The sequence below is a fragment of the Fimbriimonadaceae bacterium genome, assembly GCA_019638775.1.
Lineage (GTDB): Bacteria > Armatimonadota > Fimbriimonadia > Fimbriimonadales > Fimbriimonadaceae > JAHBTD01.
Genome location: JAHBTD010000001.1, coordinates 572,517 through 595,316, shown reverse-complemented (window position 1 = coordinate 595,316; position 22,800 = coordinate 572,517). Strand labels below are relative to the sequence as shown.

General features: G+C 54.9%; 20 protein-coding genes. 10 read left to right on the top strand and 10 right to left on the bottom strand.

The features are described 5' to 3' along the window. Position 1 precedes the first annotated feature (1 nt). From nuoK to KF784_02750, 3 genes are all read right to left on the bottom strand, one after another. A complete protein-coding gene (gene nuoK / locus KF784_02760) occupies positions 2 to 337 on the bottom strand; it encodes an NADH-quinone oxidoreductase subunit NuoK (GenBank protein ID MBX3117958.1) in 336 nt (111 codons plus the stop codon). 8 nt (positions 338 to 345) lie between these two features. After that, the gene (locus KF784_02755) at positions 346 to 849 is read right to left on the bottom strand and encodes an NADH-quinone oxidoreductase subunit J (protein MBX3117957.1); all 504 of its coding nucleotides are present in this window, start codon (positions 847 to 849) and stop codon (positions 346 to 348) included. 92 nt (positions 850 to 941) lie between these two features. Beyond that, positions 942 to 2,240: an NADH-quinone oxidoreductase subunit H gene (locus KF784_02750; protein ID MBX3117956.1), complete on the bottom strand. Its 1,299-nt coding sequence runs from the start codon at positions 2,238 to 2,240 to the stop codon at positions 942 to 944. 188 nt (positions 2,241 to 2,428) lie between these two features. Here KF784_02750 and KF784_02745 point away from each other — a divergent pair, with 188 nt between their 5' ends. Beyond that, on the top strand, positions 2,429 to 2,770 hold the full coding sequence (locus tag KF784_02745; protein ID MBX3117955.1) for a VOC family protein: 342 nt from the start codon (positions 2,429 to 2,431) through the stop codon (positions 2,768 to 2,770). 337 nt (positions 2,771 to 3,107) lie between these two features. After that, positions 3,108 to 3,308, top strand: a complete 201-nt coding sequence (locus KF784_02740; protein ID MBX3117954.1) for a hypothetical protein — start codon at positions 3,108 to 3,110, stop codon at positions 3,306 to 3,308. 348 nt (positions 3,309 to 3,656) lie between these two features. Here KF784_02740 and phoU read toward each other — a convergent pair whose 3' ends face one another. After that, a complete protein-coding gene (phoU, locus tag KF784_02735) occupies positions 3,657 to 4,295 on the bottom strand; it encodes a phosphate signaling complex protein PhoU (protein ID MBX3117953.1) in 639 nt (212 codons plus the stop codon). An 88-nt stretch (positions 4,296 to 4,383) separates the two neighbouring features. Here phoU and KF784_02730 point away from each other — a divergent pair, with 88 nt between their 5' ends. After that, on the top strand, positions 4,384 to 6,165 hold the full coding sequence (locus KF784_02730) for an ABC transporter ATP-binding protein (GenBank protein ID MBX3117952.1): 1,782 nt from the start codon (positions 4,384 to 4,386) through the stop codon (positions 6,163 to 6,165). Positions 6,166 to 6,328: 163 nt separating this feature from the next. Here KF784_02730 and KF784_02725 read toward each other — a convergent pair whose 3' ends face one another. Further along, on the bottom strand, positions 6,329 to 7,159 hold the full coding sequence (locus KF784_02725) for a hypothetical protein (GenBank protein MBX3117951.1): 831 nt from the start codon (positions 7,157 to 7,159) through the stop codon (positions 6,329 to 6,331). 358 nt (positions 7,160 to 7,517) lie between these two features. On the opposite strand from KF784_02725, the gene KF784_02720 reads away from it, so the two are divergent. Next, a complete protein-coding gene (locus tag KF784_02720; GenBank protein ID MBX3117950.1) occupies positions 7,518 to 8,552 on the top strand; it encodes a dipeptide epimerase in 1,035 nt (344 codons plus the stop codon). Positions 8,553 to 8,558: 6 nt separating this feature from the next. Here the strand turns inward: KF784_02720 and KF784_02715 are convergent, their stop codons facing one another. The 4 genes from KF784_02715 to KF784_02700 form a co-directional block, all read right to left on the bottom strand. Beyond that, complete coding sequence (locus KF784_02715; GenBank protein MBX3117949.1) at positions 8,559 to 9,284, bottom strand: VTT domain-containing protein; 726 nt, start codon at positions 9,282 to 9,284, stop codon at positions 8,559 to 8,561. Positions 9,285 to 9,421: 137 nt separating this feature from the next. Further along, positions 9,422 to 10,543, bottom strand: coding sequence for an aminopeptidase (locus KF784_02710; protein ID MBX3117948.1), 1,122 nt, complete (start codon positions 10,541 to 10,543; stop codon positions 9,422 to 9,424). Between the two features lie 289 nt (positions 10,544 to 10,832). After that, positions 10,833 to 11,702, bottom strand: coding sequence for a signal recognition particle-docking protein FtsY (gene ftsY / locus KF784_02705; GenBank protein MBX3117947.1), 870 nt, complete (start codon positions 11,700 to 11,702; stop codon positions 10,833 to 10,835). Between the two features lie 57 nt (positions 11,703 to 11,759). Continuing rightward, positions 11,760 to 13,496, bottom strand: a complete 1,737-nt coding sequence (locus tag KF784_02700; GenBank protein MBX3117946.1) for a carbohydrate ABC transporter permease — start codon at positions 13,494 to 13,496, stop codon at positions 11,760 to 11,762. Positions 13,497 to 13,651: 155 nt separating this feature from the next. Between KF784_02700 and KF784_02695 the strand changes: the two genes are divergently transcribed. The 5 genes from KF784_02695 to KF784_02675 all read left to right on the top strand — a co-directional run bounded on the left by KF784_02695 (position 13,652) and on the right by KF784_02675 (position 20,145). Continuing rightward, complete coding sequence (locus tag KF784_02695; protein ID MBX3117945.1) at positions 13,652 to 13,987, top strand: winged helix-turn-helix transcriptional regulator; 336 nt, start codon at positions 13,652 to 13,654, stop codon at positions 13,985 to 13,987. Further along, the gene (locus KF784_02690) at positions 13,987 to 14,442 is read left to right on the top strand and encodes an SRPBCC domain-containing protein (protein MBX3117944.1); all 456 of its coding nucleotides are present in this window, start codon (positions 13,987 to 13,989) and stop codon (positions 14,440 to 14,442) included. Before KF784_02695 ends, KF784_02690 begins: the two co-directional genes overlap by 1 nt. A gap of 18 nt (positions 14,443 to 14,460) precedes the next feature. After that, a complete protein-coding gene (locus KF784_02685; protein MBX3117943.1) occupies positions 14,461 to 14,967 on the top strand; it encodes a DinB family protein in 507 nt (168 codons plus the stop codon). A gap of 153 nt (positions 14,968 to 15,120) precedes the next feature. Then, positions 15,121 to 16,071 carry a caspase family protein gene (locus tag KF784_02680; GenBank protein ID MBX3117942.1) on the top strand — a complete coding sequence of 317 codons (951 nt, stop codon included), beginning with the start codon at positions 15,121 to 15,123 and terminating at the stop codon, positions 16,069 to 16,071. 27 nt (positions 16,072 to 16,098) lie between these two features. Continuing rightward, positions 16,099 to 20,145: a caspase family protein gene (locus tag KF784_02675; GenBank protein MBX3117941.1), complete on the top strand. Its 4,047-nt coding sequence runs from the start codon at positions 16,099 to 16,101 to the stop codon at positions 20,143 to 20,145. 20 nt (positions 20,146 to 20,165) lie between these two features. On the opposite strand, the gene KF784_02670 is transcribed toward KF784_02675, so the two are convergent. Further along, on the bottom strand, positions 20,166 to 21,029 hold the full coding sequence (locus tag KF784_02670) for a hypothetical protein (protein MBX3117940.1): 864 nt from the start codon (positions 21,027 to 21,029) through the stop codon (positions 20,166 to 20,168). 194 nt (positions 21,030 to 21,223) lie between these two features. On the opposite strand from KF784_02670, the gene KF784_02665 reads away from it, so the two are divergent. Next, positions 21,224 to 22,750, top strand: coding sequence for a hypothetical protein (locus KF784_02665; protein ID MBX3117939.1), 1,527 nt, complete (start codon positions 21,224 to 21,226; stop codon positions 22,748 to 22,750). Positions 22,751 to 22,800 lie beyond the last annotated feature (50 nt).

The following is a 22,800-nucleotide window of genomic DNA, read 5'->3' as shown; positions in this document are numbered from 1 at the left end:
TTTAGCCTCTCAACAAGTTCATATCGTCGATGTCCACTTCGTTACGCAGACGGAAAATAGCCATGATAATTCCCAGGCCGACAGCAACTTCGGCAGCGGCGACAGCCATGACGAAGATCACCATCATCTGCCCGTCCATCGCGGTTCGAAGCGACGCTTCTTCGGTCGTCGCTGCAGGATGGTATCGGGCGAAAGCGAGGAAGGTGAGGTTCACGGCGTTGAGCATGAGCTCAATGCACATGAAGATCACAATCGGGTTTCGGCGGATGATAACGCCGACGACCCCGGTACAAAACATGAATGCTCCGAGGACGAGATAGGGGAAAAGCTGATTCATCTCGGGCATTAGATTTTCCTCTTTGCCAGCAGGATCGAGCCGACGACGCCTATCAGGAGCAGGATGCTGGCGACTTCAAAAGGCCAAGCGTACTCCGTAAACAGCGCTCTTCCCATCGCTGGTGGAGCGCCGAAACCTTCGGGAGCAGAGCCGGTTGTGACTAAGCGCAAGGGAAGGATGACTTGGCTTACGAGAACCGCAAATAGGGCTACGCCCAGAGTCGCGCCAAAGACACGTTTTATATCACGGGACTCCATCAACGCCGCTGGCCCTCCCAGATGCAACAACATGACGACGAAGAGGAACAGCACCATGATCGCGCCGGTGTAGACGAGAATCTGGACGATGCCGAGCAACTCCGCATTCAGCTTGAAGTACAGGAACGCGAGCGTGAAGAAGTTCACGACCAAGCACAACGCCGAGCGCACGGGACTGCCGAACGCAACGACGCCGACAGCCGAGAGCGCTGCGACTCCAGCCAAGGCTCCAAAGATCAATAACGAGGTATCCACCTAGTTTTCCCTTACCCTTTGCCTTTGAAGGCGACGCCTTCATGACGAAAGCGAGGCCAGGCTTGCCTCACTTTCCTTCCCTTCCAAAAATATTAGGTCCCCGGAGAGACGGCAGGTTCTGCGATCTCCGGCACTCCCCCCGCAGACGGATTGACGAGCGTGACGGTGCGTTTTCCAAGCTGCTTGTTCAGCGACTTTGATCCGGCGGCTTTGAGCGCTGACCAGAGAATGTAGAGCAGAACGAACGATGCAATCCACGAGAACGCGCCTGCTGCCGGGCTGTAAACCTCGGAAACGAGAACGTAAACCGCAGCGATGATAAAGTTTGCAACGGCAAGCGGCAGGAGCGACTTCCATCCGAGATTCATGAGCTGGTCGTAGCGCAGGCGTGGGAGCGTTGCGCGCAGCCAGATGAAGATGGAGAAGACGGCAGCGACCTTAACCATGAAGATCAGTGGCGCTGCTACCGTTGCAAATTCAGTCACGGCTGCTACGTTGATAGGCAGATTGTATCCGCCAAGGAAAACGACCGCGAAGATGCCGGAGAAGATCATCATCGTGGCGTATTCGCCCATGAAGAAGACGGCGAACTTCATCGAGCTGTATTCGGTGTGATAGCCCGCGATGAGTTCGTTTTCTGCTTCGGGAAGATCGAACGGTGCGCGGTTTGTCTCGGCGACCATGCAGATGAGGAAGATGATTCCGGCGATAAATCCGGTGGGTGTGAACAAGTTCCAGTTTTGAAACCACGCGACAAGGCCGAGCCATGGGCCTTGCTGGGCGGTCACCATTTCGGTCATCTTGAGCGAGCCAGTTACGACCACTATTGCGGCGAGCGACATGCCCATCGCGAGTTCATAGCTGATGAGCTGGGCTGAGGCGCGCAATCCGCCGAGAAGCGAATACTTGTTGTTTGAGGCATATCCGGCGAGGACGACACCATACACGCCGAGTGAACTGATGGCGAGCATGTAAAGGATGCCGATGTTGACGTCGGCGACCGGAGTCCAGGCTAAATTTGGCCCCCACGGCATGGTCGCGCCGATGGCAAAGGCCGGGAACAGCGCCAGGGCCGGAGCGATGAAATAGATCATCTTGTCGATCGACGCGGGGGTGATGTCCTCTTTAAAGAAGAGCTTGACGCCGTCGGCGATGGGTTGCAGGAGTCCAAAAATGCGGAGCTTCTTGCCGCGTAGACCAGCGATGGGGAATTTCTGCGAAAAGGTAAAGGTTGCGACGCGGTTTGGACCGATCCGGTCCTGCATCCAGCTAAGGAGTCGACGTTCCCACCAGATCAATCCTGGAACAAGTGTTAGGATTGGAACGACGATCAGGGCGGCCCGTATTAGTGCCTTAACGATATCGTTTTGCTGCAGCAGCCATTCGGTCATGGGTCCGAACAAATGTACCTGACGAGAGCGGGTTTCGGCATCGCGGCACGTTGGCATTTCAGCACAAGAGCCCATGAATGCGTGAGATTCTTGAAAATGGGCTCGCCGGCGATGCGTGCAGATTCAACGATGAGGGGGATTCTGGTGCTTGATGTTGGCGTAGAGTGGAGATGATACGTGGGGCAGTTATGGTGCGAATTGGCCATTTAGAGAGGTTTGTAAAGGACACATGGGCGTCGTTGCGGTTCTATGTGGATGTGCTTGGCTTTGAGCCCGTTGTGTCTCAGCCGGGCGGATTGGAGTGGGTCAAGGCCGGGGAGATGGAGATTTTGCTAAGGCCCGGGACGCCGGTATCGGGAGATGCCTATCGGATGGGGTCGGCGATTGTGCTTTATGCGGATGACCTTAGTGGCTATTTGGAGCGATTGGGGGCGAATGGTGTTGAGCTATCGACTGGTGATGGCGATGAATGCACTACGTTTCAGGACCCGGATGGGTATTGGTTTCAGGTTGTGAGTGGCCCTGGTTAGCTGGCAGCAGTTTGAGTTTGTGTGCAGCCTCTACCCTTTGGGAGGGTGGACGCGTGAATCCGACAGTTCGTCCCGATGCTTCCCCCGACTACGTCGGGCCTGACCCTCACCCCCTGCCCCTCTCCCTCGCTCCTACGTCGCAGGGCGAGGGGAGTTTGATTCCATCACCGTGGGAGATGCACGGAGAGGTGTGCCAGAAGGCCGAAGTGTTCGTCACCCTCTCCCCTTGCCCCTCTCCTATCAAGGGAGAGGGGATTTTCCCGAGTTCGGGCCGGGTTTTGAGGTGTAGCCTCCACCCTTTGGGAGGGTGGAGGCGTGAATCCGACAGTTCGTCCTGATGCTTCCCCCGACTACGTCGGGGCTGACCCTCACCCCCTGCCCCCTCTCCCTCGCTCCTGCGTCGCAGGGCGAGGGGAGTTTGATTGCATCACCGTGGGAGTTGCTCGGAGAGGTGCGCCAGAAGGCCGAAGTGTTCGTCACCCTCTCCCATCAAGGGAGAGGGGATTTTGCCGAGTTCGGGCGGGGTTTTGAGGTGTAGCCTCCACCCTTTGGGAGGGTGGAGGCATGAGTATTGGTCACTGAGGACAGTGACCCTCCAGCTATTCCCGCAATTGCGAAGTGGAGGCATGATTATTGGTCACTGAGGACAGTGACCCTCCAGCTATCACCGCAATTGCGAGGTGGAGGCATGAATATTGGTCACTGAAGACAGCGACCCTCTAGCTATCACGGTAATTGCCAGGTGGAGGCTAAGGCCGAGAGAAGCGGTTATCGTCACCCGTTCCCATCAGGGGAGAGAGGTGCGATTTTGACTTGGGTTGTGGACTTGTGCAGCGGTGGGCGACTTTGGCAAGTCTGTAACTACTGTCCGTATCTGTAGAAAGTTCTAGTGTGAGTAGTGCATGCGCATGCGTTTGGCGATTTCGACCGCGTTGTCGGCGACGTGTTCGATGGCTTGGAATACGCGCAGGACTCGCAGGAGGTGGGCTGTTGAATCGGGCACGCTTTGGATCATGCCGATGATCTGTCGTTTTGATTCGCCGTATTTATCGTCCACTTCTTTGTCGGAGGCGATGATGCTTTCGGCGAGGTCGGCGTCCCAAGCGTCGTAGAGGTGCAGGGCCGATCCGAACATTTGGCGAGCGTCTTCGCTCATTTCGATCAGGAGCTTTCGGAATTCGGCTGGGAGGTTCCCTGAGAGTTTGTTTGAGCGCTTGGCAAGTTTTACGGCGTGGTCGCCGATTTTTTCAATCTCGCTAACGACTCCAATGGTCGACGTCAGCGTTCGCAGGTCGCTTGCTACAGGAGATTCGCGCATGATGGTGACCATCGATTCGGTCACGATGTCGGTCTCCATTTGATCGATCTTATCGTCCATCTCTTGGACTTTTGCCACAAGATCGGCGTTGCCGGTGATCGCGATTTCACTGGCAAGCTTTACCATCTCACCAGCGATGGAGCCCATCTGGAGGACTGAAGTCTTGATCTCGTTTAGCTTGGAATCGTATTCTTCTCGATAGTGCATAGATTTCGGGTCCCTTGACTCAATTCCTGAATATTAACGTTAAGACGGTTTCCAGAACGTTAAGGATAGGTCCAGAATCAAAGTATTCATGGCTGTCGTAGCCGATCAGGACGCACGACGCAAAGCGAATTGGGGTTGGCCTCTGGTTCGCAAGCTGGCTCGTGAGTTGCGTCCCTTTTGGGGATTGCAGGTTTCCTGTGCCCTATTGGCGATCGCTCAGTCCGCGTTCGGTTTTGTTCCTCCCCTTATCTTGGGCGATATCGTCAACCGATTACAGCGAGGTGAGCCGATCAATGCGTGGCTCTATCTTTCCTACGTCGTTGGCTTCGCAATGATTTCGGGCCTTCTTGGCTACGTCGCGGGAATTTTGACGAGTTTGTTGGGGCAGAGAGTGTTGCTCGCGATGCGGGAGCGACTTTATGCGCACATGCAGACGCTGAGCCTGAGCTACTTCGAGAAGAACCAGACGGGAAAGCTGGTCAGCAACATCATCAACGATGCGAGCACGGTCAACCAGTTGATCACTGGGCACGTGAACACGATGATCAGCGACTTTTGTCAGTTGGTGATTGTGACCGGCGTTTTGTTCTACATCAACCCGATCATGGCGCTGCTTAGCTTTAGCATCGCCCCGCTCTATATCTTGAATTTTAGGCGGTTCTTGAGGCCGATTGAGGATACGAGCGAGGATATCCGGCACAAGCGCGATGTGATGTTCGGGGAGATGCAGGAGAAGCTGGCGGGCGTGCAGGTGGTGAAGTCGTTTGGGCAGGAGACGCGGGAAGCCAAGAGCTTTTTGGGGACGACGCGCGACCTGATGGGCTTGAACGTGAAGCAGGGCGCGCTGGGTGGCGGGCTTTGGACGATTGCCGATGCTCTGACTGGGATTGGGCAGGGCTTGGTCTTGGCTTACGGGGGTTATCTTTGTATCCAGGGCAAGATCGAAGCGGGCACGTTGGTGATGTTCATGCTCTACGCGATCAACTATGTGTATGGCCCTATCGTGCGGTTCTTGGTGGTTCTTGATCCTATTGCACGCTCGCAGTCGGCGCTGTCCCGCATCTTCCGTACGCTTGAGACCAGCAGTAACGTTGAGGATGTTTCGGATGCGCCGAGCATGGCGGAGATCAAGGGCGATGTAAAGTTTGAGAACGTTTGGTTTGAGTATGAGAAGGGCATCCCGGTTTTGAAGGGGATCGACCTCCATGCGAAGCCAGGGCAGATGATCGCTTTTGTGGGGCAGTCGGGCAGTGGAAAGACGACGATGGCCTCACTACTGCTGCGGCATTACGATCCGGTTGATGGGCAGATCGTGATTGACGGGACCGATATCAAGACCGTCCGGCTGTTGAGCTATCGAGAGCAGGTTGGGGTTGTGCCGCAAGAGAGCATTCTGTTTAACACGACAATCCGCGAGAATATTCGCTATGGTCGTTTGAATGCGACCGACTTGGAGGTAGAAGATGCCGCAAAGGCGGCCAGGATACACGACACGATCATGGCGATGGAGAATGGCTATGAGACAAAGATTGGTGAGGATGGTGTGTCTCTGTCGGTCGGGGAGAAGCAGCGTCTGGCGATTGCGCGGGCTCTGATTGCCAACCCGAAGATTTTGATTTTGGATGAGGCGACGTCTTCTTTGGATTCACAGACCGAGTCGCTTTTGCAGCAGGCCTTGGATAATCTGATGAAGGGGCGGACGTCGTTTGTAATCGCGCATCGGCTTTCGACGATTGTGAAAGCGGATCAGATTTTGGTTTTGGAGAAGGGTGTTGTTGTGGAGCAGGGGACGCACGAGGAGCTTTTAGCTTTGGATGGGATTTACGCCGGGTTGTTTAAGCAGCAGTTTGCGGTGGCTTTGAAGGGGTGATTACAAGCTTGTTGGACTTGCCTATGGTCCGCTTTAGCGGGACCGGATCTCCCACCCCTAACCCCTCCCTCATCAAGCCTTCGGCGTTGACGAGGGAGGGGGAATCTGAGACCCTTTTTGGGTCCCTCCTCCGACTTCGTCGCAAGAGGAGGGGGATCGGAGCTTACTTCTCTCGGGTGAAGCCGAGGGAATAATCTTCCTTTTTGGCGCGGAAGTTTGCGCGGATGAGGTCGACTTCATCCTTCTCTTTGAAGGTGAGCCAGCCTGAGCCTGTGGCCTTTTTGTCGCCAAAGGCGTCGGTGATTGTGAAGCTGATGCGGCCGTTGCTGTCGCGTCGCCATTTACCACGGAACGTCTCATTCTTGTCGCCTTTGATCTGGATCATGATGTTGCCATCGTCCTTGATCTCGACTTTGGCGCGCTTGACTTGCCAGTCGTTGCGATCTCTTCGAAGCGAACCTCGTCCGCCCGTATCGAGAACGGCCTTGTTCGACTTGGTTCCAAAAAGGGAATCAAAGTCTCGCTCACTCCGGTCGCGATCACGGTCGTGGCCCTGGTCTTTCTCGTCGCGATCCCATCCTGGGCGCTGCGCTCCGCGCACGATTTCGCACTTGAAGACGATACGGATGGCGTCATCTTTGCGGCGGACTGTGCCCTCGACGCGACGGATCTCACGGTCCTCAAGAAAGACTCGGAAGTAGCCTGTGGAATCGCGTTCGTGAACGTCTACGGTCACGATGTTGTTTGTGGGTCCGCGCCAGCGTCCGTTGAAATCGGTGTTTTTGTCGCCCATGAATCGGACGGTTGCGGTTCCATCGTTGCGTAGGTTTACGTTTACGCTTGAGAAATCTCTGTTCCTCTTGTTGTTGACGGTCTCTTCGCCGTCGCCCCGGTAAGTCTTGTTGAGCTCCCAGATAGATTTGTCGCTCTGGGCCATTGCGCCAGCTGCGATCAGCGCCGTCATCAAAGTTAACATGAATCGTAGCGTTTTCATTTTGTTCTCCTTGTCATTGAACTCTTAGCGCCCCTTTCAATATGAGGCGTCAATAGTTCTTTGACGAATCTACTGGGGCGTCGTACGTGGAAAGTGCCGTTTGTCCCAGTTGGGGGGCGAGCAGCGAGGAGCGGGGAGCGGGGAGCGGTGATTTCACGCAAAGCGCGCAGTGGGGCAAAGTACGCAAGGGAGATTCGGCAGGTGTTGAGGGATTTCACGCAAAGTGTGCAATGGGGCAAAGAACACAAAGGAGATTCGGGGGTGTTGGAGGATTTCACGCGAAGCGTGGTGGGGGCAAGGAACGCGAAGGAGATTCGGGAGGTGTTGGGCTTTTGGCTCGCGGTAATCTATCGTCGCAATGCCCTCCTTTCGGTTCCAATCGCTCCAATTGCCCAAGCTCTTTCCGTTGACGATCAGTCGTGGGACGGTGACTGTTTCTGAGAACCTGTTTGTCTTTGCCGAAGCTGACGGACATAGAGGGATCGGTGAGCTTAGCCCCGCGACGGCTTCGGCGTGGACGGCAGCGAACGGTCGCGAGCAGCTTGAGAGATTCACGGCGGGCTTACGCGGAGACGAGTCGATTCATGAGATTTACGCCTTGATGCGTGAGGCGAAAATTGATCCTCCAGCGATGGCGGCTTTAGATGTGGCGTTGTGGGACCTCCTGGCTAAAAAGTGTGGGAAGCCACTTTATCAGGTGCTTGGCTTGTCTTTGCCGACCGCGCCGACCTCGGTGACGATTGGAATTGAGACGCCCGAGATTATCCGGGAGCGTGTACCTAAGATACTGGAGCTGACAGGGGGCAAGTGCTTGAAGATCAAGTTGGGATCGCCCCAGGGGTTTGAGCACGATCAGGCGAACTTTGAGGCGGCTCGGGAAGCGGGCAAGCCTTACGGGGTGAAGTTACGCGTGGATGCGAATGGAGGCTGGACGCTTGAGACGGCGAAAATGATGGTGGGTTGGCTGGCAGATCGGGGAGTGGACTATGTGGAGCAGCCCTTGCCGGAGGGTTCGGAGGATCAGCTACCGGAGTTGTTTAAGGTACGTAGGTTGCCGATTTTCGTGGATGAATCTTGTCGGTTCAGCCCGGACGTTACAAAGGTGGCGGATCGGGTGGACGGTGTGAACCTGAAGCTGATGAAGTGTGGGGGAATAACTGAGGCGTTGCGGATTGTGGCGACGGCTCGGGCGCACGGATTGCAGACGATGATCGGGTGCATGAGCGAATCGAGCATTGCGATTGCGGCGGGGGCGGCGATTGGGAGTCTTTTCGACTACATCGACTTGGATTCGCATACAAACTTGAATCCCGATCCGGCTATGGGTGTATCGATGATTGAAGGGGTTGTGATGCCTTCGGACGCACCTGGGCATGGGGCGTCGCTTAAGTAGAGCCGTTTACTCGCCAGAAACTGAGTCGACTGAAAGCGCTTCGGCTTTGCTTGGCTCTTCGCTGGGAGTCACGGTCGATTGCTTTTGGGCGAGCTTTGCGGCTTTCTTGCGCTTAAGGATGGTAATGAGCGCGTGGATGAGGATCGGTCCAACGGCAAATCCAATGATCACGTAGATTGCGACTTCGAAGTTTTCACGCACGAATGGGATTTTTCCGAGGAAGTAGCCTGGGAATAGGCAAACGGTGACCCAGATGATCGCGCTTGAAACGCTGTAGCTGATGTAGTTGCGGTAGTTCATCCGGCTGAGGCCAGCGGTGAACGGCACATACGTTCTCATAAATGGCACAAAGCGGGCGACGAGAATAGCCCAACGTCCGTGCTTCTCCATGAACTCGCGAGTTTTTTGGAGGTTTGACGGTTTGAAAATCTTTGCGTGCTCGTGCTTGAAGAGCCGGGGACCGAAGTAGCGCCCGATCGTGTAATTGACATTGTCGCCGCAGAATGCAGCAGTGATAAAGATCACCCAGAGCATCACCACGCTGATGTCGACTTCTTGATTTGCGGCGACCACACCGGCGGCGAAGATGAGAGAGTCACCGGGCAGAAATGGCGCTATCACGAGTCCGGTTTCGGCAAAGACGATGAGGAAGAGGATGCCGTAGGTCCAGAAACCGTACATCTTCACAACGTCTTTCAGCTCTTCCGGAATGTTTTGGATGAAGTCAAGCATCTTTGCACGTTGCTCTGGGCGGTTAAGTTCGGTATGGCATTATGCACCTACGCCGAGGTGCGGCGCTGTTGATTGCCGTATGGCATTGTAAACCGGATCGCCGACTGTTGCGTTGCTTGGTCTTGATAAAATAGGCCTTAACCCAGCTGATCTGGGTTAAGCGCCTCTAGTTCGGGAATCACGAAGAGCCCATCTTTGCGGATCAGCCGTCCATCGAACCAGATCTCGCCACCGCCGTATTCGGGTCTTTGGATGAGCACGGTATCCCAGTGAATCGCCGACTTGTTGCCGTTGCCGCCCGGGGGCGGGTAGGCGTTGCCGGGCGTGAGATGGAATGATCCAGCGATCTTCTCGTCGAACAGAGTGTCGAGCATGGGGTGGAGGATGTAAGGGTTGAACCCGATGGCCCATTCTCCGAAGTAACGTGCGCCCTCGTCGGTGTCGAGGATCTCGTTTAGCTTGTTTGTGAGGGCTCCTGCTTCGGCGACTTCGATGCGTCCGTTTTTCACCTCGTAGCGGATGTTTTCAAACTTGGTGCCTTGATAGAGCGACGCGGTGTTGTACTGGATAGTCCCGTTCATCGAGTCCTTGACGGGGCAGGAGAAGCATTCGCCGTCGGGGATGTTTGCTTCTCCGGTGCAGGCAACGGCTCCGATGTCTTTGATGCTGAAGGTGAGGTCGGTGCCGGGGCTCTTGATCTGGACCATGTCGGTTTTGTTCATCAGGTCCTCCAAGGGGGCGCAGGCTCTGGACATCTTTGCGTAGTCGAGGGTGCAGACCCGGAAGAAGAACTCTTCAAATGCGGCAGTTGAGATTCCAGCTTGTTGGGCCATGCCTGGGGTGGGCCAGCGTAGAGCAACCCACTTCGTGTTCGGAACTCGGACTTCAAAGACCACGGGGATTGCGTAGAATTTCTGCCACATCGTCATGGTTGCGCTGGGTACGTCGCTATGTTCGGTGACGTTGTGGGTTCCGCGCAGAGAGATGTAGGCGGTCATCTGCTCCATTTCGTACTTCTCGACGCTGGCGATCGTTTTTGTGTTTTCCTCGGTCATGCCGAGAAGCAGTTGTCGGCGGACGAGGTTGCTTTCGAGTCGGACGGCGACTTGGGCGCCCTTGCTCTGGCAGACGCGGACCATTTCGGCGACGGCTTCTTCGGGGATGTCGAAGGCGTGGATAAGGACTTTGTCGTCGGGGCCGAGCTTGGTTGAGTGGCCTGCCAAGACTTCAGCGAGCTTGGTGATTCGGGGGTCGAGCATGGTGGAGTTAGGTTACTTTATTTGGGGCGGTGGGAGGGGAAGAGATGAAGTAGGAACGATGAATGATGAATTGGGAAAAGTGAAACCGCAAGTTGTGGGCATTGCGTCTGTGTCTGGAACAAAGAGCGCGATCCATTTCCCGGGATTTCACGCAAAGGGCGCAGAGGGGCTAAGTACGCAGAGGGGGGGGGTGGGGATAACGATGAGTTATGAACGATGAATGATGAATTGGAAAAGGAAAGGCGTTAGGCGTTAGGCGTTAGGCGTTAGGCGTGGGGTGGTTGGTGGATCATTCAAAGAGTTGGGCAGCGAACTGGTCGGGTTTGAAGTCCTTGAGGTCTTCCATTTTCTCGCCGACCCCGATGAATTTGATGGGCAATCGGAACTGTTCGTAGACGCCGAGCATGGCTCCGCCGCGAGAGGTTCCGTCGAGTTTGGTGAGCACTAAGCCGGTGACCCCGGCATGTTTTACGAACTCTTCGGCTTGGCGGATGGCGTTTTGGCCGGTGTTGGCGTCGAGGATGAGGAGGATTTCGTCGGGTTTGCGTCCGAGGCCCTTTTCTGCGACTTTGGCGACTTTGCCAAGCTCGGCCATGAGGTTGCCCTTGCTGTGTTGGCGACCGGCAGTGTCGCACAAAACGAAGTCGATGCCTCTTGCCTTTGCAGCGGTGATGGCGTCGAAGATGACCGATGCCGAGTCAGAGCCGGGCTGACTCTTGACGATCTCGACGCCGATGCGTTGAGCCCAGATGTCAATCTGTTCGATGGCGGCGGCTCGGAAGGTGTCGCCGGCAGCCATCAGGACGGAGAAGCCCTTGCGCTTTAGGAGGTAGGCCAGCTTGGCGATTGTGGTGGTTTTGCCAACGCCATTGACGCCAACGAAGAGATAGACGGTGGGCGGAACGTCGTTGACTTCAACTCCTGCGGCTTCGTGACGGAAGCGATCCGCAATGGCCTTTTGCAGACGAGCCTTCATGTCGCCCGGTTCGGTGATCTTTTCCTCTCGGACGGCGCGGCGCAGTTCGGCGAGGATTTGGTGGGTGACGGTGACGCTGGCGTCCGTTTGGAGTAGGGCCTCTTCGAGCTCCTCGTAGAGTTGCTCGTCGATTACTCCCCGGCCGAGCATCCGGTCTACCTGTTGCATCAAGCGCTTGAACATGCGCCAAGAGGTTAGACCTTTCCGGGTTCATCGCGCAAGGCGAGTAGGCGTTTCGCGCTAACGTCCGCCGAGTCCGCTGAGGGTGACGCCCTCGATAAAATACTTCTGTGCGCCGAAGAATAGCGCGAGTACGGGGAGCATCCCCATTGCGGCGAAGGCCATGAGAAGTCCCGGCTCGCCGCTGCGGTCGCCCTGGAAAAGTTGGATAGCGTAGGCGATGGGCATCTTTTCGGGGGAGTTGATGTACACGAGCGGCCCCATGAAGTTGTTCCACGCACCCATGAACGTCCAGATGGCGATAACGGCAAGGGCAGGCTTGATTTGGGGGAGCATCACTCTCCAAAAGCTCTTGAGATAGCTGCAACCGTCGATTTTGGCGGCGTCTTCGAGCTCGGTGGGAATGCCCATGAAGAATTGTCGAAGAAGGAAGATATTGAACGCACTGCCGAAAAAGGCGGGCACCCACAGCGGGTACAGCGTGTCAATCCAGCCCAATGAACGGAAGATGAGGAATTGGGGGAGGAGTGTGACGGCGGCGGGGAGCATCATCGTGCTCAGAAGCAGAGCGAAGAGGAAGTTCTTTCCGGGGAACTTGAGCCGGGCGAAGGCATAGGCGACGATGGAAGAGGAGAGCAGGGTTCCGAGGACGCTGAAGATGACGAGGATGAGCGTGTTCTTGACGTATACGAGACCTCGGTTGGTTTCGAGGGGAAGGAAGTCCAGTGCGTCTGAGTAGTTCTGCAGGCGGAGGCCAATCTTGCGAAAGGGTTCGACTTCCGTTTGGATTCTGCTGACCGTTTGCCCCGCCATGCTTGGCGGTGAGGTGATGACGATTGTTCGAGTGCCGTCGGGATTGTCTTTGATGACCTTGCCGATGGTCTCTGTTCCTTCTTGGTCGAAGACAACAAGAGGGATTTGTTTGGGGACCATCTTCAGGGGGGCGTGAGCGACGGTGGTTCTTCCGCGCAGGACGCCGGGACGGTCTACTTCGATTTTGCAGCTACCATCGGCATAGGTTTCGATGATGTACCCGTAAACGGTCTTGTCTTCAAGTTGAGCTTCGATCAAGGGATTCTCTTCATCCATGTACTCGACGGTTTGGGATACTTGGGGTACCCAAACGAGCCCCTCTGGTGAGGCCATGTCGCGGTCTTCTTTGAAGCTGGTGACGAGCAGCCAGGCGAATGGGAGCCCAAAGACGATGGAACCGGCGAGCAGCGCCAGATGGGTTGCGACGGCTTTTGATTTGCGCCTTCCCGTAACGGCGTTTGCCGTTAGCGCCATTGCGGCCATCGTGGCGAAGGCGAGGACGACAAAGCCAACAATGATTGCAGGGCTGGTTGAAACGGTGCCGCGCAAGACTTCGATTGGAATCTCCGACCGGCTGTAGAACCACAGAAAGATCATTCCGAAGATTGCCCAGACGGCGCTGGATTTGATTCTGCCCCGTCGTTCCTCCGAATTCAGAGCCAGGATCGTCTGCCCGATCCCGATCACAGCCATCACGGTACAGAGCGCCACCATCCACGCGGTCCAGGGCATGACGAACCAGACGATGGGGATGTGGAGGCCGGGCTCGCGGGGTCTGCCAAGTTCCATCGGCATACTGTAGGCGATGGCGAACGCGACGGCAGAGAATGCTCCGCTGATAAGGAGACCGCGCATGTGGGCTTGGGAGGGGGATGCTTTTACTTTGCTCCACAGTTTTGTCAGCAGGTATAGGCCACGAAGGGCGAGCAACCAACCCAGCCAGTAGGAAAGCGTTCCGAGAGCGTAGAGGAGTTCTGGTCTCACTTTATGACTACATCATGTTCGATTCGACCTTGAAACCGAAACCTCTAGGAGGCTTCGGTTGAGATTCTTGCGCTGAGGAACGGGAATGTGTGAGCTGTACGACGAAAAATCAAAACACCTTGCATTCTTATGAGAAATAGTGAATACTGAACCAAATGGTTAAGTGTTCAGCAGAGCGACTTGATCGTGTTTTTCAAGCGCTTTCAGACGAAACTCGGCGTCAATTGATATCTCAATTGGGCGATGCAGAGATGACCGTCGGTCAACTGGCCAAGCCGCTTAGCATTTCGATGCCGGCAGTAGTGAAGCATCTTCGGGTGCTTGAATCCAGCGGACTTGTGGTTACGGAGAAGCGGGGACGGACTCGGTATTGCCGTTTTGAGCCTTCAGCTATGGAGGATGCGGCGCAGTGGCTGAGTAGGTCGCGAGCGTTTTGGATTCCACGATTGGACGCCTTGGCGGCGCTTGCCGAAAAGTTGGAGGAGAAGTAATGCAGGAAACAGTGAATTTGAATACACACCAGCTTGAACTGACGCAAGAGATCAAGGCGAAGCCGGAGACGGTTTTTCGCGCTTGGACCGAGAAGGATCTCTTTCAGCAGTGGATGGCACCGACTGAAGAGATGAAAACGGTAATCCGTGATTTGGACCTTCGGGCGGGTGGCAAGCTGACCGTGGAAATGACTCATCCGGATGGCGACGTTTTTATTATGTCTGGGGTTTACCGCGACGTCGTTGTGAACAAGAAGCTTGAATTCTCTTGGCGTTGGACTCACGACGCGCCTGACTCGGAAGAGACTTTTGTGTGCGTGGAGTTTGAGCCCAAGGGTGAAGGCACACTTCTTAGGCTGACCCACAGCAAGTTTTCGACAGAGGAGTCGAGAGACAAGCATGGCCAGGGTTGGGCTGGTTGCTTGGCTCGCCTAACAAGCTTTGTTCAGAAGTAAAAATTGGAGGAGAAATTTATGCAAGCAGAAACACTATCGCCCGCCCGCCAAATGGTAGCGCAGGCTCAACAAAACGCTCAAATGGGCAAAGGATTTTTCTTGGCGACCCTTGCCGGAACGCCGGATGACAGACTGACTTGGACTCCCGCTGAAACAGCGCGGGCCCCGCTTCAATTGGCGGGTCACGTCGCTTGGTCCAATCGCGCCTTTGCGGGGATTCTTCGCGATAAGGTGGAGCAAACCACCTGGGAAGAGATCAATCAGGCCACTCGAGATTTTGAGGCGACGATCGTCTCTCGCGAACAGGCAGTTCGCGAAGTCGAAGCCTCGACTCAGGAGGTCATGGATGCCCTTAACGATCTCTCGGACGAGCGCGTTTTTGGGATGGCTGAGCTTCCGATGATGACAGCGCCCATTCAGTTCTTTATGTTCTTGCCGGGGCTGCACATGAATAACCATGCGTCACAAATGGACTATATCCAGACCATTTATGGCGACATGGAGTGGCATACGCCACAAATGTAGTGTGTGGATGTTGGGGAGGTGGCATGGAGTCTGTCTCCCTGGCTCGCTTCGGTTTGCGCGACTTTTCCTTTCTTGTTGTATCCTTTTGGGACCGTCGGACCATAATCTGTAACCGGCTGGAAGGCCGCCCGTCAGGTTCTCCCGGAGATCAACATGAAGTTTGGTTCATACGCTATCGCAATTAAAAGACTCGTCGCTATTGCCGCTCTCGGCATTATTTCTGTTGCGGCTTATGCCGAGACTTATGCGTTTTGCATTGGTATCAACGACTATCCGGAAGTGAAGCGTGAAGATGGTACCCCCGTCGACAACGACCTGAAAGGGTGCGTCAACGACGCCAAAGCATTGAAGGATGTTTTCATCAAGAAGTTCGGGGTTAAGGATAAGAACATCAAATCGCTTTATGACAAAGAGGCCAGCCTTGAGAAGTTTTTAGACGGAATCAAGTGGCTTGCGGCAAATGCCAAGGCTGGCGACCAGGTCGTTTTTGTTTACTCCGGTCACGGTGCGCAGGTGAAGGATGACAAAGAGGCCGATGGTATTCAGGAAGTTATCGTTCTTGCGGATATGCAGCTTATTCCGGGGAATTTCTTTGGTGAGCTTGCCAACCTTCTCAACGTGAATGGCGTGAATACGACGTTCTACTTCGACAGCTGCTTTAGCGGTGGGATGTCTCGAAAGGTTGACGGTGCGATTCAGGAAAGATGGAAAACCATGGGAACCGTCACACCCAAGAGTGCGGGAGCGATGGAGAGCGTTCGATCGAGCCTGGTTTCGGTCCGACCGAAGCAGATCAATCGTGGGCAAGCTCCGATGGGTGAAGCCGCGTTTCTGTTCGCAAGCCAAGAGACAAAGCCGAGCTCGGACGTCTCTGGGATGAAGGACATCCAGCCCCACGGGCTGTTCACGCTTCTCGTACTTGCCATGCTAGAGGACGAACCCAAGATTGCGGTCAAGGACATGTACGATGCAATTGATGCTGTGCTTGAGGATATCAATAAGAAGATCAAGGAGCAGGACAAGAATCGCGAAGGCTTTACACAGGGACCGAACTTTGAGTCCAGCAAATCTCGGGCAAGCAAGCCGATCTTGATTGGGGCTTAGCCTCACTTTATCTAAGGAGAACTCAATATGGGCCGTCAAACCCTTACAAACGTCGGCCGCCACGTTATGACTTGGGGTTTGGCGGCCCTATTATTTGCAGCGTCTTTCGGGCTAAGCGAAACGAAGAAGTCGGAAGAGAGCCGTCTACGGCTGGTTCCGATCGTTAGCGATCAGCGGCTTGAGGACATTCAGGAGTCGCCCGACGGCACTCGGCTGATTACTCACGACAGGGGTTTTGCTCCGAGGCTGTGGGAGCCCAAGTCCATGCGGATGTTGGGCGTTTTGGGCGGGCATCCGCTCTTCCCAATCCAGCGGGCAGAGATGTCTTGGGATGGGTCTCGCATCATCACTCGGTCCCGCGACATGGTGCGGCTGTGGGATTCTCGCTCTGCAAAGCTGATTGCGGAATGGTCGGCAGATGTTAAGGCTGGCCAGTATTTTTCTGAAGCGCGAATTTCGCGCGATAACGGCTTTGTCGTTATCGGCGGCGAGTTGGGTGAGGTTTGGACGGCAGAGACGAAAGCCGGTTCAAAGATCGCCTTACTCGGAAAGCATGGGGAAGCCTCTGAGGATAAGCAGCCGTTTGTTCGTGACATTAACATCTCCAACGATGGCAAGCGCGTTGCAAGCTGCTGCAATGGCACGTCGCTGATTGTTTGGGAAGTCGTAGGACGGAAGCCAGTTCGGGAGTTTGCGGGCCCTCAGGAGGGCTCGGGATGGATTGAGCTCTCGCACGATTCAAAGCAAGTTTTAGTTACGGGCCTGGATAACAAGGCTTACCTGTGGTCGGTGGACACGGGTGAGAAGCAGCAAGAGTGGGAGCACATTATTGGGAATAAGGGGTTCATGCCGAACACCCTGATGGCCGCCATTTTTGTAGGCAAGTCCTTTGATGAGGTTTTGGTTGCTGGGCCGACGGGGACGATGACGATCTATGATCGCAAGTCCGGCACGCTTTTGCGCAAGTTGATTGGCTATAAGGGTGCGGTTCGTGAGATTCGGAAATCCCGCGATGGCTTAAAGGTCGCAACTTATGCCGACGAAGAGTACTCAAAGACGAATGAGCCGTTGAAGGTTTGGGACGTTCCTTCGGCGAAGGAACATCCCTTTACGCGTGGGGTTGGCGGTCCGACAGCGGGTGAGTTTAGTCCGGACGCTCGGTACTTCTGGGTTGGATATGAGGATGGCAGTATCCGCCGACATCAGCTCAGTGATGGGAGCATTCACACCGAAACGATTGGTTCAGTTCAGGCATTTGAAGGCTTTTATCCATTGGGTGTGAGCGGACGTTTTTATTACTCGCGGCCCTCTTATGGAAGGTTGGGCGTTGAGAGGAGATTCACGCTTTTTGATCCACAGAATCCGACAGGGTCGGTTGTGTATCAGGTCGACGGCAGGCATCTCTTGTGTTCCGACACTGGCAGGCTAGCGCTGGGGCGGGCTTACTACAAGGATGAAGATGGCAAAGACAAGGTGACGAAGGCTATCTGGGATGTGACCACTGACAAGCTCGTTTGGGGCTTCCAAGATAGTTTTGAGGGCGTGGTTTGGGGTGGCAAAGAGGAGCTTTTGGGTTGGACCGACACAGAGGTCTTGCACTTTGATATGGCGGGACCCTCTTATGTTGCCACTCCTTTTGCTACCAGTTCAGCGAAAATGGCACTGGCCTGGATGAGCCAGGATAACCGATGGGGAGTCGCTTTGGATAGCGAGCTTGGTTTGCATGTTTTTGGGTTAAACGGAAATGCCCAGAAATACGACTTGGGAAAGACGGACAGCGCTCTTCGTGAACAGATCGCTATCTCTCCCGACTCTAAGCGCCTGGTTCATATGGTGGGCGGGAGCTACGTTGTGGTCGATCTTGAATCCGGTAAGGCCCTTGCCACTATACCGATGGCAAAGGCGAAGTACAAGGACGAAGAAAGATCGCTGATTGATCAAATTGCTTTTGGTCCAGACAGTCAGACCTTGATCGTGGGCGGGTACGGACAGTTTGTGTTCATCGACGCGGTTTCGGGCAAACAGAGGTTCTCGCTCTCGTGTGAAAGCAGCCTTAATGGGCAATCCATAGCGAGCCGCATCAGCCCTGACGGGAAGGTGTTCGTCGCTACGGATACTCGGTCGGTGACTCTGCACAGCATGAGTGAGGGGAAGCCGGTTGCGAGGATCGACCTGACAGACACCATAAGCAGCTTGGCTTATACGCTGGATTCCAAGCGATTGATCATCTCCGATGCGACGGAGCAAGCGACGATCTGGGATGCCACGCAGTTTGTTCCGGGGAATGGTCCCGAGTCCCCGATGACGTATCGCAAGCTAGGGTCGTTTGTTGTGATGCGCGACCAGTCTTGGTTGGCGATGGACGGCAACGGACGATATGATGCGAGCGATCCTTCCAATGTGACGGGGGCGTCGTATGTGTTGGAGTGGGAGGGCGGCCTTGAGCCGATCGAGGTTTCGCAGCTGAAGTCCTTGTATTACGAGCCGGGGCTGCTTGCGAAGCTTTTGGGCACAAATGATGAGCCTTTGCGGAGCGTTCCTAACCTTGCGAATGTTCGGCTTTACCCGGAGATCAAGCTCACGCCGAGCGAGCGCAATCCCAATCGTGTTGAAGTGGCTTTGACCGAGCGCGACGGTGGAGGGATCGGCACGGTGCATGTGTTGATCAATGGAAAAGAGGTTATGAAGAAGGAGGGCACCGGCTTCTTCAATGTGGACACGTCGGATTATGCTCAGTACTTTTTGCCTGCGGCAAGGCTCGTTGAGGGGCGAGGCAATCTATTGCAGGTTTATGCGACCAACAAGAGCGGAGATCTGACCAGTCGAGCTGAAGTTGTCGATCTTGGGATACCGAAGGGTTTGCAGACGCCGGATGTGAACCTGTATGGGTTGTTCGTTGGGGTGAGCGACTACGTTGGCAATAAGCGTGACTTGAAGGCTCCGGCAAGCGATGCAGAGAAGCTTGGTGAAGCGGTTTTGAAGACGGGCGGGCGGTTGTTGCCAAAGAGAGTGCACGTCACGGAGTTGACGACCGACAACGAGAACCCCGAACTTAGACCGACAAGGCAGGCGATTCTTGGCTGGTTTGATGCCATCGCGAAGAAGGCGACTTCGAGCGATATCATCGTTGTTTTCTTTGCCGGGCACGGCACAAGCGCGATCGGGGGGCAGCGTGGCTATTTCTTCTTGACGGCGGATGCTGACCCGAGTGAAGTGACGGCGAGCATTATCGGGACCTCGACAATCACAGGAGACGATCTTCAGAAGAAGCTTGCGGCGATACCGGCGAGTAAGCAAGTGATCATTCTGGACACGTGTCATAGCGGAGCAGCGGCGAGCACTTTGCTGCAGTCGGACAGGAGTGTGAGCAGCGACTTTGCCCGTGCGTATGAGTCGATTAAGGATGGGAGCGGGACGTGGCTGTTGGCAGGAGCAGCCGCGGATCAGCTTAGCTATGAATCGAACAATGTCGAGCACGGCATGCTGACTTACTCCCTTCTTGAGGCGATCAATAAAGCCTCCTCGGATGGGTTGAGAAGCGCGAGCGGTGGTGATCTTTTTGTCGATGTTGAGCGATGGCTCAGCTATGCGGCAGGGCGTGTCGATTCTTTGAAGAACGAGGTCGGGATTTCTGGCATACAACGCCCTGAGTTCAAGCGCTCGCGGTCTGGTGGCAGTTTTGATATTGGCGTCACTCGTCCTGAGTTTCGGGGGGAGCTTGGGCTTAAGCCTCCGTTGCCTGTGGTGATCATGGGCACGTTCGATGAGGACGAGGTCGATCCGTTAGGCTTGGAGAATGCGATTGTCGGCGTTATGCGCGAATCGCAAGCCGTTAAGCTGTGGACGGACATCACGAAGCATCCCAATGTGTATCGGATTGCGGGGACTTATAGTCGCAATAACGATACAAAGGTCGTGAAGCTCAGGTTAGTTGTGCAGAAGTTCGACAGTCAGCAGAGCCGCAAGAACTTGAAGACGATTGAGATTGAGGGGCTCTCTGATAGGATGCCGGAGTTAGCCAAGCTTGTTCGTGAAAGGGTTGAAGAGACGATTCGCGAGCTTGAGAAGAAGTGATCTTTCTGTGGCTGTTTTGATCAAGTTTGAGGAGCGAGTTGCGCCTGTTGTTCGATGGCGCGGCATAAGCGCTCAAGCGCTTCAGGGCAGGCGCTCAGCCAAAGTTCGGGTTCAATCAGTTCCAGTTCCATGACAACGTCCTCTCCTTCGGCTGTTCGGCATACGTCTACTCTGGCGAAAAGTGGCCTGAAGTCGCACGCGCTCATCGCGAGGTCGCCGACTCGCTTCTCGGATTCCGTCGGGATAGCGGATTCGTAGCGACCACCATGGTCAACCTGAACTCGAAAATCGCCTGCGCCGGGCCATTTCCTTACGGCGTGGGTGAACTCTCCGTCGATGTAGACAAGGCTGATTTCGTAGCCTTCAAGAATTGCGGAAAGGAATGGCTGGACCAGGGCATCTCCTTGTTTGCAAAGGAGGCGTAAGTGGGCTTCCGCTTCTGGAGAGTCGAAATCTGTGACGATGGTCGCATGGGCACTTGCGCTGATGGCTGGTTTGACGACGATTCGTCCCCAGGATTGAGCTTCGGGTGGAACGGCTGTCGAGTCTTGCTTGCAAATCAGGGTAGGAACAGTAGGGACTCCCTTTGATTCAAGCTCGCGGAGGTAGCCCTTATGGATATTCCAGCGGATTACTTGGGGCGTGTTTAGTATACGCGTCGTTCTGGATACGTAATTGATCCATTCGAGGAATTGCTGGGGTGCAAGATGGTAATCCCAGGTTGTTCGTATGACGGCAAGATCGTATTGTGCCCAGTCGATATTGGGGTCTGACCATACGGCTCGATGGGCATCGACTCCTCGGCTCGCCAATGCTTTCGAGAGGACGATGTCATCTTGGGAGATGTTGTCCGACTCCTTGCATCCGACGATTACCAGTCTCATTGGCAGAGGTTACACGGAAGTATGGGCTTATGAATGTCGGTTTGAGGGGAATCGGTAGGAAACACCTATGGACTTCCGTTAGTCGGTGGTGCTATTTAGCATGTTGATGTCACTAAGGACCTGGTTGATCGGGCAAAGACTACTATTACTGTAATGCGGGTGGGGCTGCATCGTCTCTCTAAGTGAGGTATTCAATGATTGGAACGTTTATCGCAGGATTGCTCATTGTTGGACAGCCCGTGCAAAGCGCGTCGCCGATACGAACGGCGTCGCTTTTTAAGAATGGCTTTGCGATGGTTGTCCGTGAGTACGATTTGAAGGGGGATGGCGAGACGATCGTTTCACCCATTCCGCAGGCATCGCTTGGCACGTTTTGGGTTGCCACGTCGAAGGGCGTTAAGATTCAGGAGTTCGTCTCGACGAATCGGGAAACGGTGCGTGAGGAGCCACCGAGCAACTTTAACGAACTGCTTGGAGCGGTTGTCGGGAAGACCGTTGTTGTCACGACGGTTAATTTAGGGAATGTGTCGGGCAAGCTGCTGTCTTCTCATGGCGATCTCGTGACTATGCAGACGAGCTCGGAGATGGTGACCTTTTCTAAAGGGGAGATTCGCCGAGTGAGCTTTACTGACGGCACTGAGGTCAAGGTTACGCGAACGACCAACGAACGAGTTCTCCGCGTTCGGACGCAAGGGGCGGGGACGATGATGGTCTACGGCCTTGAGCGAGGGATTACTTGGGCTCCGGCTTATGCCATCGACATTACCGATCCGAAGTCGCTGACTTTGTCGGCTAAGTCGACGGTGCTGAACGACCTTGCCGACTTTACGGATGTCGATCTGAAGTTTGTGACTGGATTCCCAAATGTGCCGTGGGCTACGATCGCTGAACCGCTTTTGAGCGGGCAAAGTGTGGATCAGTTTGTGGCTTATCTGCAGCAGATTGGAATTCCCGATGCGGGCTTCCGGGGACGCGCGGATATGTCGCGTAATGTAGCTAGCCAGTCGGCTGGTTTTGGCGGCTTTGGGGATTCCTTTGAGACAAGCCCGGTTCCCGGAATGCAGTCTGAAGATCTGTTCTTTTATACGCAGCCTAAGGTGTCGCTCAAGAAGGGCGACCGGGCGTTTTACATGCTGTTCGAGACGAAGGCGAGCTATGAGCATATCTATGCTATCAAGCTTCCTGATAGCGACGGAGCGTCAGAGCCGAATATGAGGGGTCCACAGCCAGACATGCCTATCGATGTTTGGCATTCGCTCAAGTTCTTGAACACGGCAAAGCAGCCTTTAACAACTGCGCCTGCAACCGTTTTTAAGGATGGGCAGATTATGGGTCAGGACACCTTGCGTTATACGTCGATCGGCTCGGAGGCGCTTGTGCGGATGTCGAAGGCGTTGGATGTTCGCGTGGAGGAGAACGAAGAGGAGATGGCGCGTGAGCGAGGGGCCTTGAAGGGGGCTTATGGGAACCTGTATGACCTCGTTACGGTGCGTGGCACTGTTGTCGTTCGCAATCCCAAGGATGAGGCCATCAAGCTGAAGATCGATAAGCAGTTCAGCGGTGATTTGGTATCGACGGACGGTGACCCAAAGACGTCGAAATCGGCAAAGGGTTTGAGGGATGTTAATGGAAGAACCGCGCTCTTGTGGATGCCAACGCTTGGGGCCGGTAAGAGCCTTACTATTACTTATACCTATAGGTTGTATGTGCCCTCTCGTTGAGTTCACATCGTGAATATGCGATAACCGTGACAAGAAACGCTCGGCTGTAA